This is a genomic window from Candidatus Abyssobacteria bacterium SURF_5 (assembly GCA_003598085.1).
Classification (GTDB): Bacteria; Abyssobacteria; SURF-5; order SURF-5; family SURF-5; genus SURF-5.
The window spans coordinates 1-22,828 of record QZKU01000105.1; the positions used below are offsets into that span (position 1 = coordinate 1).

Here is a 22,828-nt window from a genome sequence, read left to right on the forward strand (position 1 = left end):
AATACCCTCTGCGACATTGCTCTATTCCTCTTTCACCATAAAAACCCTGTCTTTGTGCCCTTTCACTCACTTCCGAATGTCGGGTTGCGGAATCGCTGAACGGCACGGGTGTTTTTTGAGAAAGACGCCGCTCTCTGCTATAATTGTGTTTTGACAGGAACAAACGGTCAGCAAATGAGGAGCTTTATGCTCGACACAAGCAAGAGAGTGTTTGTTGCCCGCAGCGCGTTGGCAAATACAATCGCATTGGTTTTATTGGTAGCGTTTCTGTCAGCATCCTTCCTGGGAAGTTTTCATCTCGCCTTATGCCATTCCGACCACGCAGAAGAACTGTGTCCATATTGCAAGTACAGCCAATTGTCAGTGGATATCCCCGTTGCCGCCAATCTATGTGTCTTTGTCCCCGTGGCAGCGACATCGCCTCCGATCTGCTTCGCCGGCGGTGGATTCTTTGCCGTCCCTCCGTCAGAGCCTCGCGCCCCGCCGTCCGCCTGAATTTGACCGGGCGGTATCAGTCGTTTTTCTCTCATTGAAATATAAATCCGACGCCGGTCTCAGCCAATCCAATGAGACCGTCGGGCACTTCCTTAGAGGAACCCATGACAAAGCAGGAAAAAGCGGCGATAGTTTCCATAGCCGTTAACCTTGCGCTTACACTGATCAAATTTGTTCTCGCCTCTGTTACCGCCAGTATCGCACTTCTGGCCGAGTCATATCATTCCATGGCCGACATCCTGTCGTCTGTCATGGTCCTGCTGGCTGTTAGAGCTGACCGGTTAGATCACTCAAACTTCCTGGAGGCGCAAGAAGGGACGAAAGGCAAGCAGCCTCCGGCCAGGAACAAGCCTAAGATCTTCACCCCGGGTACATGGGGAAATAAAGCGGCAATGATAATAGGGGGTCTGCTCATCCTGGCCGCCGTCAACATTTTTGGCAGGGTCAGCCAGTCCGGAACTGCATCAGTTCGCTATCCGCTGAGCGCGGCGGCGATACTCGGTTTTCTTGCGCTGTGCTCCTATCTGCTTTACCGCTTCGAAAGCTCAGTGGGTGAAGACACCCGGTCAAACGCATTGATTGCTGATGGACGGCATGCGCAAACCGACATGCTGGCTTCGGTTCTTGTCGTGATTTCCCTGATTGCAGACAAGGTTGGATTGGGATTTGACAGAATCGCGGCGGGCATAATCGCCCTGTACATCCTCACGAGCGCCCTCTTTATCCTGGCCAAAGCCTTGCGTTCGTACGCCGCTACGTCCGGATTACAGGCTTTATCACGCGACGTCATCTATGAAGATATCCTTTTCCTCCTCGTCTATCGCGCTTATTCGAGAATTGACGAATCTCTGTGGGAAAGAGTGAGCCGGTTTCCAGGCCTGAAAGGTACAAATGAAACGGTAAAGAAGCGAGTCGCGTCCGTGTTGATTGTTCTGTTGTTCCTGATTGTATCGTGTGCCTACGCCGCGTCCGGAATTTACGTCCTGGGGCCGGGAGAAGAGGCGATCATAGAGCGGTTCGGAAAACCGCTGCATACAGACTCGCCGGTCGGCCCGGGACTCCATTATCATTGGCCATGGCCCGTCGAGCGCGTGAAGATGGCCGACGTAAAAAGCATCAGACGCTTGACGATCGGATATAAGACCGGCGATGAACAATTCCTGATATTGTGGACCAACAAGCATTATCTCCGTGAATATTCGTTAATCACGGGAGAGGGGCCTTTTCTCGATGTGGCGATGAATGTGCATTACCGAGTGCAGAATCTCTACAATTATCTGTTCAACAGCGCCGAACCGGACAGCGCCATCAAAAAGATTGGCTATAACGTCCTCCGAGAAACCCTTGGAATAAGGCCTTTCTTTTCCTCGATTACCGCAGACCGAGACGCGTTGGAGGATACCATTCTCGCTGAAATGCAGCGGCGGGTTGATGATCTGGGTCTCGGCCTTCTGGTACAGAACGTCTGTTTCCGAGATCTGCATCCTCCGACTCAGGTGGCATCGGCTTTCGAAGACGTGGTGAGCGCGCAGGAGGATTATGAGACATACATAGAAGAAGCCCATGGTTACCGCATGGACCTGTTACCGCGTGTCCGAGCTGCCGCCACAACAACACTCAACGATGCCGAGGCCTACCGCATTGCCCAGATAGCGCAGAGCCAAGGCAAAGCGCGCTTCTTCTTGCTGCAACAAGAGGTGTATCGGAACCGACAAGACGTTACCAAACTGCGGATGGTGCTCGAGACCATCGAGGAGGCTCTTTCCGGCACGCCCAAGTATGTCGTCAGCCGGAATGGGACCGGTGAAAATCCCGACTTGTGGTTCTCAGTGCCTCCGTTCGCCCAAATACCCCCTCTCAGCACTCAAACAGGAATGGAAGCACAGCCCAAGCAGATGAACGTCCAGAAGAAATTCGAAATCAATGGAGAAGAAGATTTGATTGATGCCATTACACGGTTTCATCAGGAAAGAGCGGGAGCAAAAAAATGAAGAGCATAATCGCCTTTGTATCAATTATTGTTGGCATCCTGATCGCCGCCACTTCCTTCTTCTTTACAGCGGACGAATCGGAATACGTGGTAATGACGCAGTTCGGGAATCCGATCAGAACGATCCGACAGGCCGGCCTGCACCGGAAGCTGCCCTGGCAATCCGTTAATCGGGTCGATCGCCGTATGCAGCTTTATGAAACACCCCTGATAGAATACCTCACCAGCGATAAGAAAAATGTCGTCCTTCAGGCGTTTGTCTGTTGGCATGTCGATGACCCACTCGAGTTTTTCCGCGCCATGAGGACGTTCGAGAGCGCGAATCAGAGGCTGGATGACCTGGTAACCGCTTCAATGGGAGCAAAGCTCGGTGATTACGAAATGTCCAATCTCATTTCAATCAACCCGGACGAGGTGAAGATTTCAGAAATGGAAAAGACCATCGCCTCGGAGATAAACGCAAAAACCAAGGCGGGATATGGCATTCACGTCAGCCGCGTCGGCGTTTCCAGACTCGCTCTGCCGGAGGATAATGCCCAGAGCGTTTACAAGAGAATGGAGGCCGAGCGCTCAGCCATCGCAAACGAGTATCGCGCTCTCGGACATGAGGAGGCGGATAAGATCAAGTCGGAGGCTGACAGAGAAAAAAGCGACATCATTGCCAAGGCCTATAGCGAAGCTCAGATAATTCGGGGTGAGGGAGACGCAAAGGCCGCCGAAATCTATGCAAAAGCATATTCACAGGCTCCCGACTTCTTCGAACTGATGAGAACTCTGGAGGTATACAAAAAAATCCTTAACAAAGAAACCATCATCGTCATGTCGGCCGACTCAGACCTCCTGAAATACCTGGACGGAACCCTGACTGCCGGAATGAAAGAAACTGGTGCAGCACAGTGAAATGGGCAGATAACAGATCGGAATTCTCTTCGGAGCTGCTGATCCTCAGGAGAATCAGCCGGCGTCTGCTCTTCTGGATTTTCATTCTCGCCGTCATTTGTTACCCCCTCAGCGGAATCTACATCGTCGGTGTAAACGAGACAGGTATCCTCAAGAAATTCGGCCGCGTCGTTAATCGCCGGGTTTCTTCCGGCCTGCATTACCGCATCCCATGGCCGGTGGACAAAGTGATAAAGGTCTCTACCAAAGAAATCCGCCGGTTCCAGGCCGGATTCGGAGCCGACCCCGAGGAAGTGAACCGGTATGAGCGCGATTTCGGGGCCTTGGACGGAAATCGGCTGGGATCGTTCGTTGTCCCCTACTGCATTACGGGCGACAAGAACATCATTCACATGAAAATAATCGCCCAATACCGCATTGATGATCCGAAGGCCTACTTGACCCGCTTCAAAGATGCCGAAGGCGTGGCTCTTCGTTGCATCCAGTCCGCAATCCTGAAAAGACTCAGCTATGCGGATGTCGATTCTGCGCTCACGGCAGGAAGGGTCGTGCTCCAGAAGGACATCCTTGCAGACGTCCAGAAACAGTTGTCCGATTTGAATACCGGCATAACTGTTTTCTCAGCAGAAATAAAGAACGCGCGGCCCCCCGCCAGCGTCGCCCAAGCTTTTAAAGATGTCATAAATGCCCGAGAAGAACTGCGGGCAATGGTCCATGACGCCCAGGCCTATCGAAATCAGATAATACCGGAAGGCAAAGCCGAAGCCGCACGAATCCTGAATGAGGCCCAAGCCTATAAAACCAAAAAGATAGCACATGCCCGGGGCGAGGCACAAAGATTTGAACTGCTGGCAAGTGAGTTTAACAAAGACAAGGAGCTCACTACCCGCCGCCTGCGCCTAGACACCCTCGCCGAGATACTCCCGTCAGTCCGAAAACTCATTGTCGGAACCGAGCAAGGTGAGGATATCGCAAACCTCAGATTCCTAACCAGGTAAAGCCCTCAGAATACCCGCATGATCGTCCCGTTTTCCTTGGCACGTTGTGATCCGCAGATTTGAACCAAACGCGGGTGTGCGCGATAGAGATTCGTCAAGCTGAACATTCAATAACAAGGAGAGAATTTTCCGGGGGATGCGGGTAGGGCATTGCCGGTGGGGGGGACTTGCCGGCAATGCCCTCTCTTTTATCTGGTTCGTGGCCGCACGACGGGCTTTACATCGTGCTCATACCCGCACGTCATATGGGCTCATCTGGGGAACCTTGGGGTCTTGAACTTTCTTTCCTCCCTCATTAGGCGTTCTAGGAGTCATCTATATTAACCCGCCTCTCGCTTCAAGCGATGCAAGCGGCGAAACACCTAAAGTTTTGGCCGTCCAAGAAAGAACTTCGATGAAGCTGCTCCGCCAAGTGTCTTCGCCTCATCAGAGCCGCTTTTCGAGCTCTTTTTCGCCGGGAACACGATTTCCTTTTTTAAACTGTCGATCAGCCGGTCCAATTCCTTAAGTTGATCAGTATCCAGCTTTATCGGTCGCAGCGCTTTTTCGTCTGCTTTTGTCTCTTTTGCCATTGCCTTACCTCTTCAAGCTTCCTGTTCAAGCGGTTGCCTCTAAACCGACCAGTCGGTATGTCATTATCAAATTTTTAAGAGGCCACTCCTTCAAGCACCAGCAACCGCAAATTCTTGAACAGCCACGATAGCTCGAGGCGGTCCGGGTCCAGATGCGCCATCATCGTCGTCCCCTGAAGCGCACCGATGATCAAAAGAGCCAAAGAATCCGGATTCACCCATTCCTTGAACAAACCCTCTTGCTTTCCCTGCTCGAGGATCTGGACAATGCTCTGCTTCCAATTCATGTAGATCTTCCGAAGGCGTTCGGAAAAATGCTGCTCGACCTCCATCATTTCCGCCGTCAGGACCGCCAGCAGGGCGCACCCATGGAAAACATTGCCCTCGTGCGTCTTGATCATGATATCAAACATCCGTTCAATCTTGGCGAGGGCCCCTTTTTCCCTGGCAACCTCATTCAGCACGTTTTTTACCCAAAAATCCTTCATATATTCAATAACTGCATCGCCAAGTTCTTCCTTGCTCTTGAAATGGAAGTAGAATCCGCCTTTGGTAATGCCCGAGGCGGTCAGTATCTGAGTCAACGAAGTGCTGTGGAAGCCGTTCTTTCTGAACAGTTCAGCCGCAACTTCCACGATCCGTTCGCGAGTGTGCTTCCCTTTTTCTAAGGTTGTAGTCATCATCATTCTCTTAAAAACCGACCAGTCGGTTTCTAACACAAATTTTACCACGCTCCCCCTGTCTTGTCAATACAAAATGACAAAAATTTCAAAATTTATTCCTTATCTTCGCGCATTTCAAGAGGCAGGTTGATCATGAAGTCGAAGTTTCCATGACCACAGCATGAGACAATCAGGGCTGGCCGAGACTGGGTGTGAGATTCGTATGTAACTGATTAATAATGAAGGATTTACTTAACCGATAATGTCAATCAGGTGGTCGGTATCGCCGGCAACGTTGGATGGCGCTTGAGACTCGTTTTCGGCTGTGGCGGCGGGCAACACTTCAAACTTTTTCAGCATCTGACCGGCGCTTCTTCTTACACCCTGATCCCGGATATCAACCGGCATCTTCCTGGCGGAACTTTGTTCCGGGACGTTTTTTTTAACCGCAGCCGCTTCTTGAATTTCGTTTAAATCAGGACGGCCCGGGTCAAGCGGAAATCGAACTCCCATCAGATTCCTCCATGCACCAAAAATTGTAGCATGTGCAAAACGTGGCGTCAATATAGGGAAGTTAGATGCTTTTGCCATAGTGTGGTATAATGCTGAAAAAATTCGGGCCGCCTGCATCGATTACGTAAGTTTTTCTGTTGAGGGATAAGAAGCTTGCTGGATCTCTGAACGATGGAATACAGACGAACACTTTTAAACTTCAGCTTCGTGGTGCCCGGGCTTTTAGCGGGGATGGCAAGGCCGGGAACGACCGGCTCGCTGGAGCAGGATTTGATTTTCCTTCAGATGCAGGGAATCAAGGCGCTGCTTTCGCTGTCGGAAGCGGAAGTGGATGAGCAGACGGTGCTTCAACGCGGCTTCGATTTTTTGCACATTCCAGTTGCCGATTTCACGGCTCCCACGCTCAAACAGGTGGAGCAAGCGATGGAATTCGTAGAGAGAAAGATCGATCTCGAAGGGAAACCGGTCGTCATCTTTTGCGGGGCCGGATGTGGAAGAACGGGGACGTTCCTTGCATGTTACTTCGTGAAAAAGGGAAAATTACCGGAAGAAGCGATCCACCATGTCCGCTCGATCAGGCCCTGCTCGATCGAGACAGGCAGCCAGCGCGAGTTGATATACAAGTATGCGGAACATTTGAGGGTCAGCGGCAGGGACGGCAAAGTGGAATCGTAGGCGAAGTCTACCTCCTATCCCTCACAGGTTTTTTCCTTTGAAAGATCTTTCCCGCGCACCTTCGACACGACCGGCTTTCCTTGCCGATGAGATGCTGGGCCGCCTTGCGAAATGGCTGAGGCTGCTGGGTTATGATACGGCATATGCAAAGAATGTCGACGACGCAGTCGTCCTCGATCTGGCAATACAAGAAGAGCGCATTATCCTGACGCGCGACACGCTGCTGATTCGCCGCAAGCGGTGTCGTAATTATATCTTCGTCAGAAGCGACCATTGGCGCGAGCAGTTGCAGCAAGTGTATGTCGAGGCGCATCTCTCGGTCGAATCGGCTCTCACTATTTGTCCGGTCTGCAATTATCCGCTCCGCCTTGAAAACAGGGAATCATTGCGGCCGGTGGTTCCACCGTACGTGTATCAGACACAGAAAACGTTTTCTCGCTGTGATCGTTGCGCCCGCATCTATTGGCAGGCATCTCATGTGCAGCGGATTATCGAGGAACTGAGGACATTGCCGAAGGAGTCCTAGTATGCGGAAATATTACATCGTCATCCTTTGGACAGCGATACTGCTTTTTGCTTTTTGCTGCGGGGAAAACCAGCCCCGCGCCGAAAATGCGCCGCTGCCGCAAGCGCTCGAAAAAATACCGCGAGAGGCATCCTCAATCATTCCTCCTTCAGTGGCGGGAGCCTTCTATCCCGCGGATGCGGCCCGGCTGAAGGCGGATATCGCTTCATGTGTCGAATCCGCGGAAATTCCGGAGATGGAGGGAGAGATCGTCGCCGCCATCGTGCCTCATGCCGGATACGCATATTCAGCGCCGGTCGCGGCATACGCTTACAAGGCAATCGCGGCCCGGCTGGAGCGGCAAAAATCTGAGAAACCGGAGGCCATCTTTATCCTCGCGTTCAGCCACAGGATTTCATATCCACATATCTCGGTTCTCCCCCGCGGCGCGATGGAAACTCCGCTCGGCCACGCTCAGGTCCACGAGACAAGCGCGGCGGAATTCATCAAGTCAAGCCCGCTCTTCTCTTTTGCGAAACAGCTTTTCATTGGAGAGCATTCGGCGGAAGTCCAGCTTCCCTTTCTGCAGGTGCTCCTGCCAGATGCTCCGATTGTTCCGGTTATTTTCGGTCAGCAAAGCGGTGCGAATATCCAAGCCGTCGTCGATGGACTCGAAAAGGCCGCCAAATCACATCGGATCCTGGTTATAGCCACTACCGATCTCTCTCACTACAATCCGTACGAAACCGCTAACGCGCTTGATAAAGAAACCATCGATGTCATGCTCGAAGGAAATCCGAGACGGGCGGCTGCATTTCTCAGTGAACACTACGACCGAATGTGCGGAAGAGCGCCCGTCGTGGCTGCACTTTCTTTTGCCGAGAGTCAGAATGCGGTTCCCGTTCTCCTGAAATACGCCAACTCGGGCGATACTGCGGGACGAAAAGACGCCGTCGTCGGATACGCAGCTCTTGTCTTTGTGAAAAAACACGATGCGCCGCCGGCCGCCGCCCCGGAAACAGCCGATCAAGTTTCCCATGATGAATATCTCACCGAGGACGAAAAGAACATCCTTCTGCGGATCGCAAGAAACTCCGTTGAGACATATGTCCGCGAGAAAAAACAATATTCCCTTGAAGTTCCTTCAAGTGAACGATTGCAGGAGAAAGGAGCGGCCTTCGTAACCCTTACCAAGAACGGTTCACTTCGCGGCTGCATCGGCCAGATGCAGGCCACTTTGCCCCTGTACCAAACGGTCGCTCAAATGGCGGTCGCCGCCGCCTCGCAGGATCCTCGCTTTCCTCCCGTTCGTCCCGATGAACTCGACAGCATCCATATCGAGATCTCAGTCAATACTCCGCTTGCGCCCGTCGCCGGCCCCGAGGAAATCATTCTGGGCAAACACGGAGTGGTCGTGGCGAAGGGATTGCGTCAGGGAGTGTTTTTACCGCAAGTGGCAACAGAGACGGGATGGACCAAAGAAGAATTCTTGCGGAACCTCTGCGTCCAGAAGGCCGGACTCTGGCCAGATTCCTACTTGAATGGAGCCCGCCTGTTCGTGTTTACCTCGATCGTATTCGAAGAGAAAAAATAGCATACGCTGTGCCAAATGCCCGCCTAAAAAAATTTTTTTTACCAGCTAAATTTTTTTGTTGACAAACCAAGATTTGGTGATATTATATCACTGCATCGGCGCTCTTTCCTCTGATGGCGGTCGGAGATTTCATGAAAGCAAGCTCAAAGAAGACCAAGCGTGTCTCGCATCCTTCCAAGCCGACAAAAACCAAAATACTTGTCATCGACGACGATTCCGCAGTCGCGGAAATGCTGAGGAACTATCTCGGCGGGAAAAGATGTTTTGTCGTCCTCTCGGCTTCGACCGGAGGCGAGGGAATTCAGCAGGCCATCGAGCAGATGCCGGACCTTATCCTGATTAATACCCGGCTCAGCGATATGAACGGACTCGATGTTCATGAGCACTTGAAGCAAAATTCGGGCACGCGAGCGATTCCCGTTATCTATATTTCGTCTTTCTCCTCACTCCGAATAATCGAACAGGCCACAAAGCAAGGTGCAAAAGGATTCTTCATGAAACCGTTTACCCTTTCGAATATCTACACCAAGATGGCCTCCGTCCTTCAAATGTCCCAGCCCGTCCACTAACAGTTCTAAGACACCCCGCTAACTCTCTTGCCCCAGCAACATCCCAATCGCATCCCTCCTGATCGCGATCCCCTTGACGCACCTGCACGCCGAGCAGCCGGCGCATTCATCCACCCCAAGCGCGCGCGCCTGCGCCCGCCTGTCTTCCTGGTCGCGAGGATCGAGATGCAGCAACGCGAGCCGCACAAAGACGTACGGGCCGCCGAAGCTTTCGTCTCTCCAGTCGAAGCGGGGACAGCTCGCCATACACCCATAGCATTCGAGACAGCCGATCAGCCGCCCGTATGCTTCCGGGACAGACAACTCCCCGAGCGCCGCCTGAATCGGTGGCATGACGTAAAGACGCTGCGACGAAATCCGGCGATCGACAGCAGAGCGATCAAAAATCAGATCGCGCAATGACGGAAGATTCTTTAAAGGGGAAAGCGTCATTCCGTCCCGCGCTCGCGTTGCGCACGCCAGCCGCGGCATCCCGTCCACCTGCAGCACGCATTGCCCGCACCTCGAGCCCCGGCAGCCATGCCGGAACGCCAGCGTAGAATCACGCTCTTCGTAAATGCGCAGAAGCGCCTGGAGAACGGTGTCATTTTCTTTCAGTTCGACCGAATATGTTTCGGTTCGACAGGCGCCGCTCTCCGGATCGTATCGTTCGATGTGCACGTTTGCGGTCTGCATCAGTCGCTGTCTCCGAGGTTCAGACGCGCGTTGAGTATCTTCTCCTGTGTCTTGCGCGGCAGGAGCCCGAGTATGATGAATTGGATGCGCTCGCGGATGGGGTTCGGACCTCCCTTTGTTTCAAGACCATATTTTTCAAGTTTGACGTCCTCCCTCTCGACCGAAAGAGAGTCTTCGCTTTTCTTCACAACAACGCTCTTCAGCCGGTTCTCATCGCGCCGCGGGAAATCCGTCCGGACGTGTCCGCCTCGTGTTTCGGTTCGCTCAAAAGCGCTCCGCGTGACCGCCTCGGCTGTCACAAGCATTTTCTCCAACTCGAGCGCGTCCAGCCATTCCGGATTGTAGTCTCTCCGGGCGGCAACTGAAACATCCTCACTCCGCAGCCGTATCTCTTCTATTTTTTTGAGAGCCGCCTCAAGACCGCTTGCGTTTCGCACCGGCCCGACGTTCTCCCACATCGCCGCTCCAAGCTCGCGCATCAACTGGACGGGGCGCACCGAACCCTTTTTATCCCGCCACCGCCCGGCCCGCTGCTGTACCTCGCGCGCGTGATCGAGATCTATCCGCGGGCGTTCCGTCTCATGAGCCGACTTCGCGGCGCACTCGCCCGCCAAAGAGCCGAAGATGAAAAGCTCGGCCAGCGACGTCGACCCGATGCGGTTCGCGCCGTACAGGCCGCCCATCACCTCGCCGGCCGCAAAAAGATTCGCCACCCCGCGCACGCGACACCGAGTATCCACCCGTACGCCGCCAAGTTGGTAATGCGCGGTCGGGAAAACATCCCACGGGATTTCCCCGCGCGCCGCCTCCTCGCCGTACGCATGCCGCACCGCATCGATCATCGAAGGAAACGTCCGCTTGATGAACGCGAACATCTTCTTTCCGATTGGCCGCCGCAGGTTTGGCGAAAGATCGAGCAGGAGCCCGCCGTGCCCGGTCGCTTCGCCGCGTTGTCTCGCGAGCGCCATCGCGGCCGAAATCTCGGCCCGCGTCTTTGTGCGGATTCCCTTGATTATCTCCTCGCCGCGCGCGTTCAGTAATCTCCCGTACGGTCCCGCTATTGCGGGCTCTCCGCAGACGATGCCCACACTCGATTCCGGATGCGTGATCGCGAACGGAATGAACTGCTGCTGCTCCATATCGACAAGCTCGGCGCCAGCGTCGAGCGCCAGCGCAAACCCGTCGCCCGTAACCGAGCTTGAGTTGCTCGTGTGCGGATAAAACAACCGGCACAAGCCGCCGGTCGCGAGGATCGTCTGCTTCGCTGAAATGCAAATGATTTCGCCGGTCGCCCACCGAAGACACACTGCGCCCGTAACTGATCCGTCTCTTTTCAGCAGGCTGAGGGCGAGGGTTTCATCGAGTACCGAGACGCCCGCTCCTGCCGCCGCAGCCCTGAGTGCAGTCCCGATCGGTATCCCCTCACAATAGCCGGTGAGCGTTCGCGGAAGGCTGTGGCCGCCCATTGCGGTGGGAAGAGGGGCCGGTTGACCCGATGAGTTGCGCGAGAAGATGATGCCGAATCGCTCCATCAGTTCCGCGGCGAGACCGGCGCGCTTGCAATATTCATGAACCAGCGCCTGATCGCTCAAGAACTCGCCGCCGACGATGATATCGCGCATCAAGGAATCGAGTGAGTCTTTCGGTGAGATGTTTGGCCGTAGCACCAACCCGCCGGAAATGCGGGTGTTGCCGCAGCCGTAAGGCATTTTCGAGATGACTATCGTTCGCGAGCCCGTCCCTGCGGCGGTCGCGGCGGCAACCAGGCCGGCGCCGCCGGCGCCAATGCACAGGACGTCGCATTCGAACATCGATGCAGGGTTTTCGCTTGTGATCGATTGCGTCTTTTCTTCCCCGTCTTTCCCCTATTCTATCTCGATCTCCTTCACCGCCAATTCCATTCCCTGTATCACGTCAACGTCTTTGGATTGGCACTGCGCGCAGACGAATTCGTAGTTCTGCACCATGAAGACATTCTCGCACGACTTGCATTTCCCCTTGATCGGAACGGTTTCGACCTCGAGGACCGCTCCTTCGGCGGGCGTATCTTTCGTGATGAATTGGAAGAAGAACGAAAGCTGGGTCGGCACAATCCCGCGCAGCTCGCCGGCCCGGATGCGAACCGTCTTCAGTTTTTTCGCGCCGTTCGTTTGCGCCGCGTTCAGCGCGATCTTCAATATGCTTTGCGCTATCGACATCTCGTGCATGATTATTACAGCTTCCCTTTTTCCTGCATGATGGTGAAGATCATCTCGCGCAGGTCGCGCGCCGGCTGGGTGATTTCCTCGCGCCTCTTCATCGAGAGCGATTCCGTCGGACACACCGTGTTGCACAGACCGCAGCCGAGACATTTCTCGGGATCGACCTCGGCGACCTCGTTCACCGTGATAGCGCCAAAATAGCATCTGTCGGCGCATGCCCCGCATGCGACGCAGGTCTCGGCGTCTATATTTAACGTGAAATGAGAAGTGGCGATCGCTTTGGGATTTTTAAGCCGCGTCACGCCGCCAAGCAACCCGCAGCAGCAACCGCAGCAGTTGCAGATGAAATTGATGCGCTTCTGGTTGTTGTCCGACAGGTGCACCAGGCCTTCCTCTTCGGATTTCTTAAGGGCCGCGTACGCCTCCTCTTTCGTTATCCGGCGCCCGAAACCGCGCTCGACGACGTAGCGCGCGAACGGCCCGAACTGCAGGCACACGTCTTTTGAGCGGCCGCACGATTTTCCGAGCAACTCCATCTCGTGCCGGCAATAACAGATTGCGAGCGCGAGATAATCGGCCTCGTCGATAAACTTGGACACGCACTCATAGGGGAATACCTCCACACCGCGCGGTATTTCCTGCTCGATCACGACCACGCGCGCCATCTGCGTCTTGGACGCGAACAAATCCTTCGCCCAGCCCGTCTCGTACAACTTGTGAAACATGCCAGCCAGTTTTTTCGTCCGCTCGTTCACTTCGCCCTTCATGAACTGCAGCTCAGCGATCCCCGGCATCAGCGGAAGCAGGCTGTAGTAGTCGATCCCCTCCTGCGTGCGATGGTACGCCAGCCCTTTGTCGGCCATCGACTCGAACAGCGGCCTGAGGTCGGCCGCGGAGCGACCGGCATCTTCGCAAATCGCCGGCAGCGGCGTCGGCAGGATCGGCATGATTACCGCCGCCCGCGCTTCGTCTTCCGTGAATAGTTCCTTCAATAGCTCGACAAAATTCTCCGTCCGCGGTGCGCCCGCAGGAAACTGGTTGAGCTTGTCGATGAGTTGATCGTAAACTGATTCAGCCATTTCGGCCTCCCGTGATTTCAACGGCAACTGCTTATCGCTTCTTTGCTTTCCGCTTCTTCTTCAGCTCCTTGCTCACCCATTCGACCCAGGCGCCCATTCCGTCCCCGGTCGTGCAGGAAAGCGGGAAAATCAGGAGTTTCGGGTTTATCTTGCTCGCGTTCGATTTCGCCTCCGTCATGTTGAAGTTCGTGTACTGCAGCAGGTCGATCTTGTTTATCAGCATCGCCGACGACTCGCGGAACATCAGCGGATACTTCAGCGGCTTTTCGTCGCCTTCGGTCACGCTCAGAAGCATCACCTTGTGGTCTTCGCCGATCTTGAATTCGGCCGGACAGACCAGATTGCCGACGTTCTCGACGAAGAGCACGTCGATCTTCGAGCAGTCGATGTTGTTGACCGCGTTGAGCGTCATATTTGCGTCGAGATGACACGCGCTGCCGGTATTGATCTGCACGATTGGAATGTTGAAGCGCCTGAGGCGATCCGCATCGCGCGTGGTTTCGATATCGCCCTCGATCACGCCGACCCTGATCTTTTTCGGCTGCAGCTTCTCGATGGTCCGCTCGAGCAAGGTCGTCTTGCCCGCTCCGGGCGAACTCATCAGATTGATCGCGAGCACCCGATGCTCGGCGAGGCGGCCGCGGATCTCGTCCGCGATAACGTCATTCGCTTCAAGGATGTTGTTGAGTACTTTGATCTTCATGTTCGTCAACTCCACGTTCAATCATGTAAACGCGCTGATATCGGTCGCATATCGTCCGATCAGCAATTTCAGTATCTGGCTCGTGCCTTCATACAGGCTGGCCACGCGCGCGTCGCGCATGTAGCGCTCGACCGGATACTCGTTCGAGTAGCCGTATCCGCCGAACACCTGGATCGCACGGTTCGAGCACCGAAGCGCCGCCTCCGAAGCATACAGCTTCGCAAGAGCCGTCTCGCGCGTGTTGCGGACGCCCTTGTTCTTCAGGTGGCCCGCCTGGAAAACGAGCAGGCGCGCCGCCTCGGTATCCACGACCATGTCGGCAATCAGTTCCTGGACAAGCTGGAATCCCGCAATCGGGCGGCCGAACGCCATTCGCTCCTGCGAGTATTTGACGCTCGCGTCGATGCAGGCCTGGCAGATGCCGACACAGCCGGCGGCCACGCTGTAGCGCCCGTTATCGAGCGCGCTCATCGCTATCTTAAAACCGTCTCCGACCTTGCCCAAAAGCGCGTCGTTGCTCACTTTCACGTCCTCGAGCGTGAGCGAGGAGGTATCGGCCGACTTCAGTCCCAGCTTCCCGTGAATCTGCCGCGAGGAAAACCCTTTTATATCGGTGTCCACGAGAAAGGCCGCCATTCCCTTATGCTTGAGGCTCTTGTCGGTCTGCGCGAAAATAATCGCCAGCTTCGACACGCCGCCATTCGAAATCCACATCTTATTGCCGTTCAGAATCCAACTATTGCCGTCCTCTTTCGCGGATGTCGAGATATTCGCCGCGTCGCTGCCGGCATCGGGTTCCGTCAATCCGAAGCACGCGATGATCTCGCCCGCGCACGTTTTCGGAAGATATTTCTTTTTCTGCTCCTCGGTTCCCCACTTCAAAATCGTGAGCGCGCACAGAGAACTGGTGACCGACAGAACGGTCCGCACCGATGAACACGCGCGGCCGATCTCCTCCGTGATCAGCGCGTAAGAAATGAAGTCCATGCCTGCGCCGCCGTATTCTTCCGGGATCGCCGCCCCGAGAAATCCGAGTTCGGCCATCTTCTGTACGATATCGGCGGGGAACTTCTGCTGTTCATCGTTCTCGCGGGCGACCGGTACGATCTCCTTTTCCGCAAACTCGCGCGCCGTTTGCCGGGCTGCCCGCTGCTCATCCGTCAACTCAAGATGCATAGCTCCTCCCTCTCTTTGGCTTTTCAGCGGCCCCGATCGGACAGGCCGCCTGGCATCTGAAACAAGTGTAATACATGCCAACCATGAAGTTCTGCCACAACTCGCGCAGCGAGCAGCTCTTCAGCAGTTCCATCTGCTCCGCTTGATTTGAGCCGGCCCAGCGAAGCCCGAACCGCATCAGCCCGCGCAGGCCGTGTTCGAAAACCACCTTCCCGCAGGCCGTCTTATCTGTTTTCCCCGGCTCATCCAGCGCGTGCACAGGACACGCCTCTACACAGGCGCGGCACTCAGTGCAGATTTTCTTCCTGGGACGCGGGTGGGCGGGTTTGATCTCGGCGGTCGTCAGAACCGTCGCGAGCCGCACGCGTGGCCCGAACTGTTCCGTTAGCAGAAGATTATTAAGCCCATACTCGCCGATGCCGGCGAGAACCGCCGCGCGCCGATGGTCCACTTCTCCGCGCATCCCTTTGAACTCGTCGCTCATGTCGATCGGCAAAAAACTCGGAACCGCGACCGCGTCGTGGCCGCCGTCCTCCAGAATGCGCACGAGCGCATGACTTACGGCATCAACCTGTGCGTATGCGTACGACGTGTCATGCTGCGCGATCTGGACCACATTCGAATTCAGCGCGGCAAAGCTCTGGCGCACGCCCAAAACAATGGCGCTTTTCGCGCCGTCGATCGGCTCGTTCAAGATAGCGCCTTCCTCCGCCAGTCGTTCCGCCCCGGCCACACCGGCAATATCCGCCCCCAGCCGCCTCGCGCGCGCAAGCAGTTTTCGTTTATCAACTCTCATTTCGGCAATAATTCTACCCTGTTTTCCGCCGAATGTCGACTCGCACCTACCGCTATATGTAGCATATGCGGTTGACTTATCGCCTCGCCTAATCTATCCACTCACCGGTAGGGCCGAATTCATTCGGCCAGCCCCCCGTGCGAATAAATTCGCACCTACCAAATGCTGATTGCCACGCATTTCTCCCCCTTTGAAAAAGGGGACTAAGGGGGATTCCCGCCAATCCACCAAGAAATATATTTAATTGATTCGGACTTTGTGCCTTGTGTCTTAGTGTCTTGGTGGTTCATTTCTTTCTTAACCTTGAATCTTGAATCCCGGATCAGAGTCCGGGGCATGCTTTGAATCTTGAACCTCTTCATTTGCTCACAATCTTGTCGATCACGCGCATGAGCTGGCGCGCATTCCGGCACTCGTGAGTTTCGTGGCAATACGGCATGTACTCATACATAACGCTGTCGCCCAGCCGCCAGCCGTTGCGCGACTCGGGATTCAGCCAGATCACGCGCTTCGCCTTCTCTGATATCTCCTTGAAGGTCCACACGCGCGGGTCGTTTCGATTGTTGCGTGCGTCACCCATCACGATGACCGTCGTCCGGGGTGTGACCGACTCAAGATACTCGTTGTGGAACCGGTGAAACGCATACCCGAAATTGCTGTGGCCGTTGTAATCCACGTAGCGTGAGCTGAGCGCCATGTTGATCGCGGTCTGGATTTCATGTTCGGAGAACAACTGCGTCACTTCCGCGATCTCGGTGACGAAGACGAACGTCCTCACCTTCGTGAACAATTCCTGCAGCGTGTACAGGAACTGCAGCATGAAACGCGAGGCGTACGCGACGGAATCGGAAATATCGCACAGCGCGAACACGTTCGGCCGCTCGCGGCGGCGATCCTTGAAATTCAGCTCGACCGGCACGCCGCCGTACTGCATGTTCTGCCGGATGACGCGCTTGACGTCGATCCGGCCGCGCTTCCTGTGCTTGGTGCGGATCACCAGCTTATCCTTCATCTTGCGCCCGAGCCGGGTCACCAGGTCGCGCATCATCTCCATCTCGCGCCGCGAAAGCTGATAAAAGCTCTTATCGAGAAGATCGTCTTCCCTCATCTTCTCCATCTCGAGCAGGTTCCTTCGCTCGAATTCGCGCCGAACAAACGCCTTGATCGTCTCGAACACCCGCTTCATGCGTCGCTCAATGAATTCCTTGAGTCTGCCGATCTCTTGAGGCGAATAGCCGGCGCCCGCAAGCTCTTCGGCCAATTTCTCAATCTCTTCCTGGAGCGCGTTCCAGCCGAGGCTGTCGCGGATTTTCTTCGAGAAGAAACCGACCTGCAGCGGATTGCTGATCTCGCCAAGTCCCATCTCGATGCCCTGCTGCATCATCACGATCTGGAAATCGCCATTGAGCTGCCAGCGAAGCAGTTGGACGAGCGCGGGAAACTGGTCGTCGTGCTCGTCAAGCAACTGATCGATGAATTCCTGCAGCGACATCGAGCCGAATGGGATATCATCGGTGGGTTCATCATCTTCATTGGTGGGCTGAAGCGGTTTCGCGAGCGACGTAAAATACCGCTCGAACAGTTTCTCGAACGTCGGCATATCGCTTCCGCGCTTGACGAGGGTCGAGCGGAGCACTGACTTGAACGTCTGCTTGTCCGCAAGGGAGAGAATGTCGAGCGCGCGGAAGCAGTCGATGCCTTCGGACAGCGTGATCTTGACTCGCGCCGCCCGCAGCGCCTCGATGAAGTCGAGTATCTTCTTCTCCATGACGCCGCCTCAGTTCATTTTTCCTTCGCCCGTCGTGATCAGCGTGTGCAGGTTCGCGCGCACCTTCTTGATGTCGCCCTCGTATTTGAGGAACAGGTTGAGCGTCGACTTGAGCAGGTCCTGATCGAGACTGTCCGCGTTCAGGATCGTGAGCGCGCGCGCCCAATCGAGCGTCTCGCTGATGCTCGGCAGTTTCTTCAGGTCGATCTTACGGACCTTCTGGATCACGTCGACGACCTGGCGCGCCAGCTTTTCGTCAATGTCCGGCACCTTCAGTCTCACGATCTCCATCTCCTGCTCGGACGGCGGAAAATCGATAAACAGGTGCAGGCACCGCCGCTTGAGCGCGTCGCTCATCTCGCGGCTGTTGTTGCTGGTGAGAACGACATTGGGAACATGTTTTGCCCGAAGCGTGCCCAGTTCCGGCACGCTCACCTGGAAATCGCTGAGCACCTCGAGCAAAAACGCCTCGAACTCGGGATCGGCCTTGTCGACCTCATCGATGAGCAGAACGACCTTCTTGTCCGACAGGATCGCGCGCAGCAGCGGGCGCGGCAGAATGAATTCCTTCGAAAAGAAAATGTCCTCGTGCCGGTTGATCCGGTCCACCGCCTCCCTGAGCCCGCGGCAATCGCTGATGACCTCGTTGATCTTTTCCTTCAATATCTGCGTGTACAGGAGCTGCTTTGCATACTCCCATTCATAGAGCGCCTTGCCCTCGTCGAGTCCCTCATAACACTGCATCCGGATCAGTTCCAGTCCAGCCGCCTCCGCCCATACGCCCGCCAGGCTCGTCTTGCCGACGCCGGCCGGACCCTCCACCAGCACCGGCTTCTGCATCTGTTCGGAAAGATAGACAACAGTCGATATCTCCGGCCCGCAAATGTATTTCTGTTTTCTGAAATTGTCGATGACGTCCTGCCGCGACAAAAACATGAATCAGCCCTTCCTCCGTGGCCGCCGCGAACGAGAGGCGACCGGTTGCATGAACTGCGCCGGCTCGTGTATCTCCGGCCCGACTTTCTTTTTGCGCGAAGCCTTCTCCCGAAGCTGCAGCTCGAGCAGATCGCGAATCCAGCGGATTTTGAGTTGCTGAAGCTCGATCCCGAAATCAACGATCTTGATCTTGTAGGCGCTCAGCCCGCGCTCGAGCATTTCCTCGCGCATCATTCGATACTCGGCTATCTTCTGTTCGAGGTTCTCGATCTGCCGCTTCAGTTTCGCCGCCTTCTCGCGCTTCGGGAGATGTTCGAAGAATATGCATTTGACCAGAAACGCGTACTGCATGAAAAAATCGCACCGGACCGGATCGAGTTCGTCGTCCGGCCCGCTCAGCCACTCGAAAAACTCGTCGCTTCCCTTCCGGGTGATATGGTACAGGTTCTTGTTCGGCGACTTCTGCTGGCGCACGATCTCCTTGCGCACCAGCTTTTCCTTCTCGAGCTGGTTGAGGATCGGATACAACTGGCCGTCGTTGATACCGTCCTTCGCGATGAACGGCGCAAACAGTTTCTTGATGCGATACCCATGTGCCGGCCCCTGCATCAGCACGCCGAGGATCGCATTCCGTATATTCAGCTTCGCTCTGCTCTTCATGGTCTGCCTATAAATGAGATACCTTAATTTTAGGTAATAGCATATCAAAAGAGAAACAGAAAAGCAAGAAGTCTCGATTCTGTCCCGATTCTGTCCCTCTAGCCTCCGGGCGAGATTGAGAAAGGCGTCTGGAGTCGGGAGTCCAGATGTTCGAGCGAAACCTAAACACCCCGAAGAGAATGAAAATTGGAGGAGCAAGAAACTAATGGTTTATGCTATCACCGATAAAATCTAATTACGGCTGTCAGTTGTTTGGGCTCATCCAATTCTTACAGATCGAGCATGAACGGTGAATGGGTGTTAGCGGAGGATTGCTTTTTTAAGATGGAGAGCGGAAGCCGGGCTAATCCAGCTCGGTCAGTATCTCTGCAGTCTTGTCTGCAAATTCCTCCTCGGTTATCAGTCCGATTTTCAGTTGTTCCTTTAATTCGGCTATGCGCAAAGACTGGTCCTGGCTCAGGGGCTTTATCACCTTACGATTTCTTCGCGCTCGCACACGGGCTTCTCTTCGCTTTCTCGATGGACTCATGAACATGCGTGCGAAACCGTCGATGGCCGCGGTTCGCGCTTTCTGTTTTTCCAGACTCTGGAGCCTTTCGCCGTAGCCCGATACGTCGGAGACCAGTTGCTTCACATAGCTCCGATGTTCGGCCTCATTCAAGAAATACTCCCGAATAAGCAAGAGCTCGCCCGCATCGAGAAAAAAACCTCCGCACGAGGCGCATTCATCGACATACACCTCTGGCGCCCGTTTGTACCTGTGAACATACATGGGGATGCCGCACTTGGGACAATTCAGTTTGCCCCTGCGCGTATCGTCGCTTCTAGGAGGCGCAGCCAGCGCCTCTTCCAGCAGATCTCCGAATCCTTCGGAATGCTCGTCGAGTTTGCCGAGTTCCGCCCAGTCGAACCACATGCTCTTGCAGCCGCTCTTGCATACGTCAACACGCACACGGCCGAAATCTTCCTCCACCATAGATGCGTGACAGGCAGGACAAATCATATCGCGCCTCCTTGTCGAGTGGAAATGAACTGCTGTAGCGGCCCGGCTCTTACCAGATTTCCAATTCATCAATCGCGGCGTCAATGAAGCGGAGCAGTCCCCCCTTGACCCCGCCGGGCAAAGCGTATTCTTCGAGCTTCCCGCGTTTTTCGAGGGATTTCCGAATCGTCTTGATTTCGGTAAATTCGCCGCCGTCAAGCCAGAGGCCGCGGCACTCTTTGCACATATCGACCCGTACCAGTGTTTGCGGATACTCGAAATGGAAGAGGCGAGAGAGACAGCGAGGACAGGAGAGCGTTTCCGATTCGCGCGCTTTCGAGGGGATATCGAGTTCCTTGGACGCGACGTCCATCACCGCCTCCAATTCCTGCGCGTCGAACCACACTCCCTTGCACCGCGGACAATGGTCGATCGTTGCGCCTGCGCTCCTGACTCTCACCTCTCGCAAATTCGTATCTCTGCATTTCGGACATCTCATGAAAAATTCCTCACCAACCGCCGGTTGCGCCGCCGCCGCCGGAGAAGCCGCCGCCGAAGCTGCCCAGTCCGCCGCTTCTCCTCGGCATGTGTCTCAGCGTCTGGCGGAGAATCCAGATGAGCGCAAGTATGAGCACGATCAACAGGCCGACGCTGATCCAGCCCCAGCCGCGTTTGCCATTGCGGAACAGACTGACAGCGATCAGACCAACCACCGGAATGGACAGAGCCACCCCGATGAGCGGCCAGTTGGGCCCGACGCGCAGCCCGCCAAACTCGCGTAGTATTCCCTTCACTCCATTCCGAATGCCGGCGGCATAGTCTTCCTGCCGGAAGGCCGGCAGGATGTCCTCATCCATTATCCGCTGGGCGTCGCGATTCCGTGCGTGGCCGTAACCGGCGCCAAGCTCTATCCGGGCCTTCCTGTCTTTGACGGCCACCAGCAAGAGCACACCATCATTCGCCGGCATGTTGCCGATGCCGTAGGTGTTAAAAAGCCCCCGCGCGAATATCTCGATCGAGGATGAGGGCGCGCCCGGATAATCCCTGATGGAACCGATGGTAACGACAACGACCTCCAGACCTGCCTTCTCCTCCGCCTGCCACAGCCACCGCTCGATCCGCTCTTCCTCTTCCCGCGTGAGCAGGTCCGCATTGTCGCTCACATAGCCGAGATCGGGTGCGGGGAAGGGGGTATAATCTTTCGTCTGATTTTCACTCGACTCCGCGGGAGCGCGCTCGGCGGAGAAACTCTCCTGCGCCCGCGACGTCGGCATCCACAGGGACACAGCGAGCAATGCAATGAACAGCCTATTCATGATGTGCAATGTGGTTCGATATCTCATCGGTGTCATCCGCCAGAGGGGGAAAGAACTGGGCGAGCTTCTCGCCGATAAGGCGGACTCCCTCGGCCAGACCGTCGCCGAACCGATCCTCTTTGAAGCAAACACTCATCCGGTCACGCACGTCGTCCCAGAATTCCTGCCCTACCCTTTCGTGGATTCCCTGATCGCCGTGGATATGAAACTCATGGTTGGTAAGCACCAGCAAAATCATGACGCAGTTGCGATGGCGGGTTCGGTCAAGATTAAGCTTATTGAACAGGCGCGACGCCTTGGACTCGATACTGATCCAGCAATGTCGGGCCAGCGTCACCTTGATTTCGCCGGAGGTAAACTTCTCGGCCTGTTCGACTGCCGCCGTAACCTGCCGCGATTCTGCCGGGGTGAGGAATTTGCTGGGATTTGTCGACCTTCTCATGGATCCCCCGCGTGTGTGTCCATGCAAAGCGGCATTTCCTCTGCAGGTGATTTCAGCTTCTTTTATCACGTTTTCGATGAGTTGTCAACGCAAAGCGCCATCACGCAAAGCGCCATCTGACGGTTGCTTGAGCCGTCCATTCCAACCAAGAGCAGCTGCGAGAACAAGATATTGGCTTGGGGCCTCGCTTTCAGGATAAGGAATAAAAATGAAGATTTGATAACGGAAATTTGATTTTCAATCGCTGATCAAGAAAAGGACGTTTTGGGCCGCGAATTCGAACGAACTAGGCGAATCAGAGAAGCGGACCACAGTCCATAATCCCAAAGTTCATGGAAAGACTCTTCATATCCGCAGACGCCGTCCTGGACTCGATCCGCATGGGAACCACAAGTGCCCACGGATGCACGCTGATTTTTCATGAGCCTGCGCCGGACCCCGATCCGGGGTCATTTCTGCGAAAGCAGGAATCCAGGATACGCGGCGCCAGCCGCGTCATATGAACCTTCCTCTTCACGTTGAGCGTAAGCGAAATACAGTTTCTTAACCCTGCTTCAGCAGGGCGCCTCGCGGGATGACTGTGGACTGTAGACTGTTACCTGCCTTTTTCTGTTCCAACCT

At 55.2% G+C, this 22,828-nt stretch carries 24 protein-coding genes; 7 read left to right on the forward strand and 17 right to left on the reverse strand.

Translation table 11 applies throughout. From position 1 onward, the window contains the following. Positions 1-566: 566 nt before the first annotated feature. The 3 genes from hflK (C4520_14815) to hflK (C4520_14825) are packed head-to-tail and all read left to right on the forward strand — an operon-like array spanning position 567 to position 4,383. On the forward strand, positions 567-2,486 hold the full coding sequence (hflK, locus tag C4520_14815) for an FtsH protease activity modulator HflK (GenBank protein RJP18119.1): 1,920 nt from the start codon (positions 567-569) through the stop codon (positions 2,484-2,486). After that, positions 2,483-3,385 (forward strand): protease modulator HflC, encoded by a 903-nt coding sequence (gene hflC, locus C4520_14820; GenBank protein ID RJP18120.1) that lies wholly within the window; start codon positions 2,483-2,485, stop codon positions 3,383-3,385. Before hflK (C4520_14815) ends, hflC begins: the two co-directional genes overlap by 4 nt. Next, on the forward strand, positions 3,331-4,383 hold the full coding sequence (gene hflK, locus C4520_14825) for an FtsH protease activity modulator HflK (protein ID RJP18121.1): 1,053 nt from the start codon (positions 3,331-3,333) through the stop codon (positions 4,381-4,383). Before hflC ends, hflK (C4520_14825) begins: the two co-directional genes overlap by 55 nt. Positions 4,384-4,745: 362 nt before the next feature. On the opposite strand, the gene C4520_14830 is transcribed toward hflK (C4520_14825), so the two are convergent. From C4520_14830 to C4520_14840, 3 genes are all read right to left on the reverse strand, one after another. Then, on the reverse strand, positions 4,746-4,955 hold the full coding sequence (locus C4520_14830) for a hypothetical protein (protein ID RJP18122.1): 210 nt from the start codon (positions 4,953-4,955) through the stop codon (positions 4,746-4,748). Positions 4,956-5,029: 74 nt separating this feature from the next. Continuing rightward, the gene (locus tag C4520_14835; protein ID RJP18123.1) at positions 5,030-5,686 is read right to left on the reverse strand and encodes a TetR/AcrR family transcriptional regulator; all 657 of its coding nucleotides are present in this window, start codon (positions 5,684-5,686) and stop codon (positions 5,030-5,032) included. A 183-nt stretch (positions 5,687-5,869) separates the two neighbouring features. Further along, entirely contained in the window at positions 5,870-6,130 is a 261-nt protein-coding gene (locus C4520_14840; GenBank protein RJP18124.1) for a hypothetical protein, read from the reverse strand. 171 nt (positions 6,131-6,301) lie between these two features. Here C4520_14840 and C4520_14845 point away from each other — a divergent pair, with 171 nt between their 5' ends. From C4520_14845 to C4520_14860, 4 genes are all read left to right on the forward strand, one after another. Further along, positions 6,302-6,805: a hypothetical protein gene (locus C4520_14845; GenBank protein RJP18125.1), complete on the forward strand. Its 504-nt coding sequence runs from the start codon at positions 6,302-6,304 to the stop codon at positions 6,803-6,805. 91 nt (positions 6,806-6,896) lie between these two features. Further along, positions 6,897-7,331, forward strand: coding sequence for a hypothetical protein (locus C4520_14850; protein RJP18126.1), 435 nt, complete (start codon positions 6,897-6,899; stop codon positions 7,329-7,331). Between the two features lies 1 nt (position 7,332). Further along, the gene (amrB, locus tag C4520_14855; GenBank protein ID RJP18127.1) at positions 7,333-8,904 is read left to right on the forward strand and encodes an AmmeMemoRadiSam system protein B; all 1,572 of its coding nucleotides are present in this window, start codon (positions 7,333-7,335) and stop codon (positions 8,902-8,904) included. A gap of 113 nt (positions 8,905-9,017) precedes the next feature. Further along, complete coding sequence (locus tag C4520_14860) at positions 9,018-9,473, forward strand: response regulator (protein RJP18128.1); 456 nt, start codon at positions 9,018-9,020, stop codon at positions 9,471-9,473. Between the two features lie 18 nt (positions 9,474-9,491). On the opposite strand, the gene C4520_14865 is transcribed toward C4520_14860, so the two are convergent. The 14 genes from C4520_14865 to C4520_14930 all read right to left on the reverse strand — a co-directional run bounded on the left by C4520_14865 (position 9,492) and on the right by C4520_14930 (position 22,207). Further along, the gene (locus C4520_14865; protein ID RJP18129.1) at positions 9,492-10,148 is read right to left on the reverse strand and encodes a hypothetical protein; all 657 of its coding nucleotides are present in this window, start codon (positions 10,146-10,148) and stop codon (positions 9,492-9,494) included. After that, complete coding sequence (locus tag C4520_14870) at positions 10,148-11,959, reverse strand: FAD-binding protein (GenBank protein ID RJP18130.1); 1,812 nt, start codon at positions 11,957-11,959, stop codon at positions 10,148-10,150. Before C4520_14870 ends, C4520_14865 begins: the two co-directional genes overlap by 1 nt. A gap of 54 nt (positions 11,960-12,013) precedes the next feature. Then, positions 12,014-12,565: a hydrogenase maturation nickel metallochaperone HypA gene (gene hypA / locus C4520_14875; GenBank protein ID RJP18131.1), complete on the reverse strand. Its 552-nt coding sequence runs from the start codon at positions 12,563-12,565 to the stop codon at positions 12,014-12,016. Beyond that, the gene (locus C4520_14880) at positions 12,361-13,455 is read right to left on the reverse strand and encodes a 4Fe-4S dicluster domain-containing protein (protein ID RJP18132.1); all 1,095 of its coding nucleotides are present in this window, start codon (positions 13,453-13,455) and stop codon (positions 12,361-12,363) included. Before C4520_14880 ends, hypA begins: the two co-directional genes overlap by 205 nt. Before the next feature lie 4 nt (positions 13,456-13,459). Then, entirely contained in the window at positions 13,460-14,131 is a 672-nt protein-coding gene (hypB, locus tag C4520_14885; GenBank protein ID RJP18133.1) for a hydrogenase accessory protein HypB, read from the reverse strand. A 21-nt stretch (positions 14,132-14,152) separates the two neighbouring features. After that, positions 14,153-15,307: an acyl-CoA dehydrogenase gene (locus C4520_14890; protein ID RJP18134.1), complete on the reverse strand. Its 1,155-nt coding sequence runs from the start codon at positions 15,305-15,307 to the stop codon at positions 14,153-14,155. Continuing rightward, entirely contained in the window at positions 15,297-16,103 is an 807-nt protein-coding gene (locus C4520_14895) for an epoxyqueuosine reductase (protein RJP18135.1), read from the reverse strand. The genes C4520_14890 and C4520_14895 overlap by 11 nt, the downstream gene beginning before the upstream one ends. A 358-nt stretch (positions 16,104-16,461) precedes the next feature. Next, a complete protein-coding gene (locus C4520_14900; protein ID RJP18136.1) occupies positions 16,462-17,871 on the reverse strand; it encodes a VWA domain-containing protein in 1,410 nt (469 codons plus the stop codon). 9 nt (positions 17,872-17,880) lie between these two features. Then, positions 17,881-18,807, reverse strand: coding sequence for a MoxR family ATPase (locus C4520_14905; protein ID RJP18137.1), 927 nt, complete (start codon positions 18,805-18,807; stop codon positions 17,881-17,883). Between the two features lie 3 nt (positions 18,808-18,810). Next, a complete protein-coding gene (locus tag C4520_14910) occupies positions 18,811-19,467 on the reverse strand; it encodes a hypothetical protein (GenBank protein RJP18138.1) in 657 nt (218 codons plus the stop codon). Between the two features lie 343 nt (positions 19,468-19,810). Next, positions 19,811-20,539 (reverse strand): hypothetical protein, encoded by a 729-nt coding sequence (locus tag C4520_14915; GenBank protein ID RJP18139.1) that lies wholly within the window; start codon positions 20,537-20,539, stop codon positions 19,811-19,813. Next, on the reverse strand, positions 20,520-20,948 hold the full coding sequence (locus C4520_14920; GenBank protein RJP18140.1) for a hypothetical protein: 429 nt from the start codon (positions 20,946-20,948) through the stop codon (positions 20,520-20,522). The genes C4520_14915 and C4520_14920 overlap by 20 nt, the downstream gene beginning before the upstream one ends. Positions 20,949-20,958: 10 nt before the next feature. Next, positions 20,959-21,801 (reverse strand): TPM domain-containing protein, encoded by an 843-nt coding sequence (locus C4520_14925; GenBank protein ID RJP18141.1) that lies wholly within the window; start codon positions 21,799-21,801, stop codon positions 20,959-20,961. After that, entirely contained in the window at positions 21,758-22,207 is a 450-nt protein-coding gene (locus C4520_14930) for a TPM domain-containing protein (protein RJP18142.1), read from the reverse strand. The genes C4520_14925 and C4520_14930 overlap by 44 nt, the downstream gene beginning before the upstream one ends. Positions 22,208-22,828 lie beyond the last annotated feature (621 nt).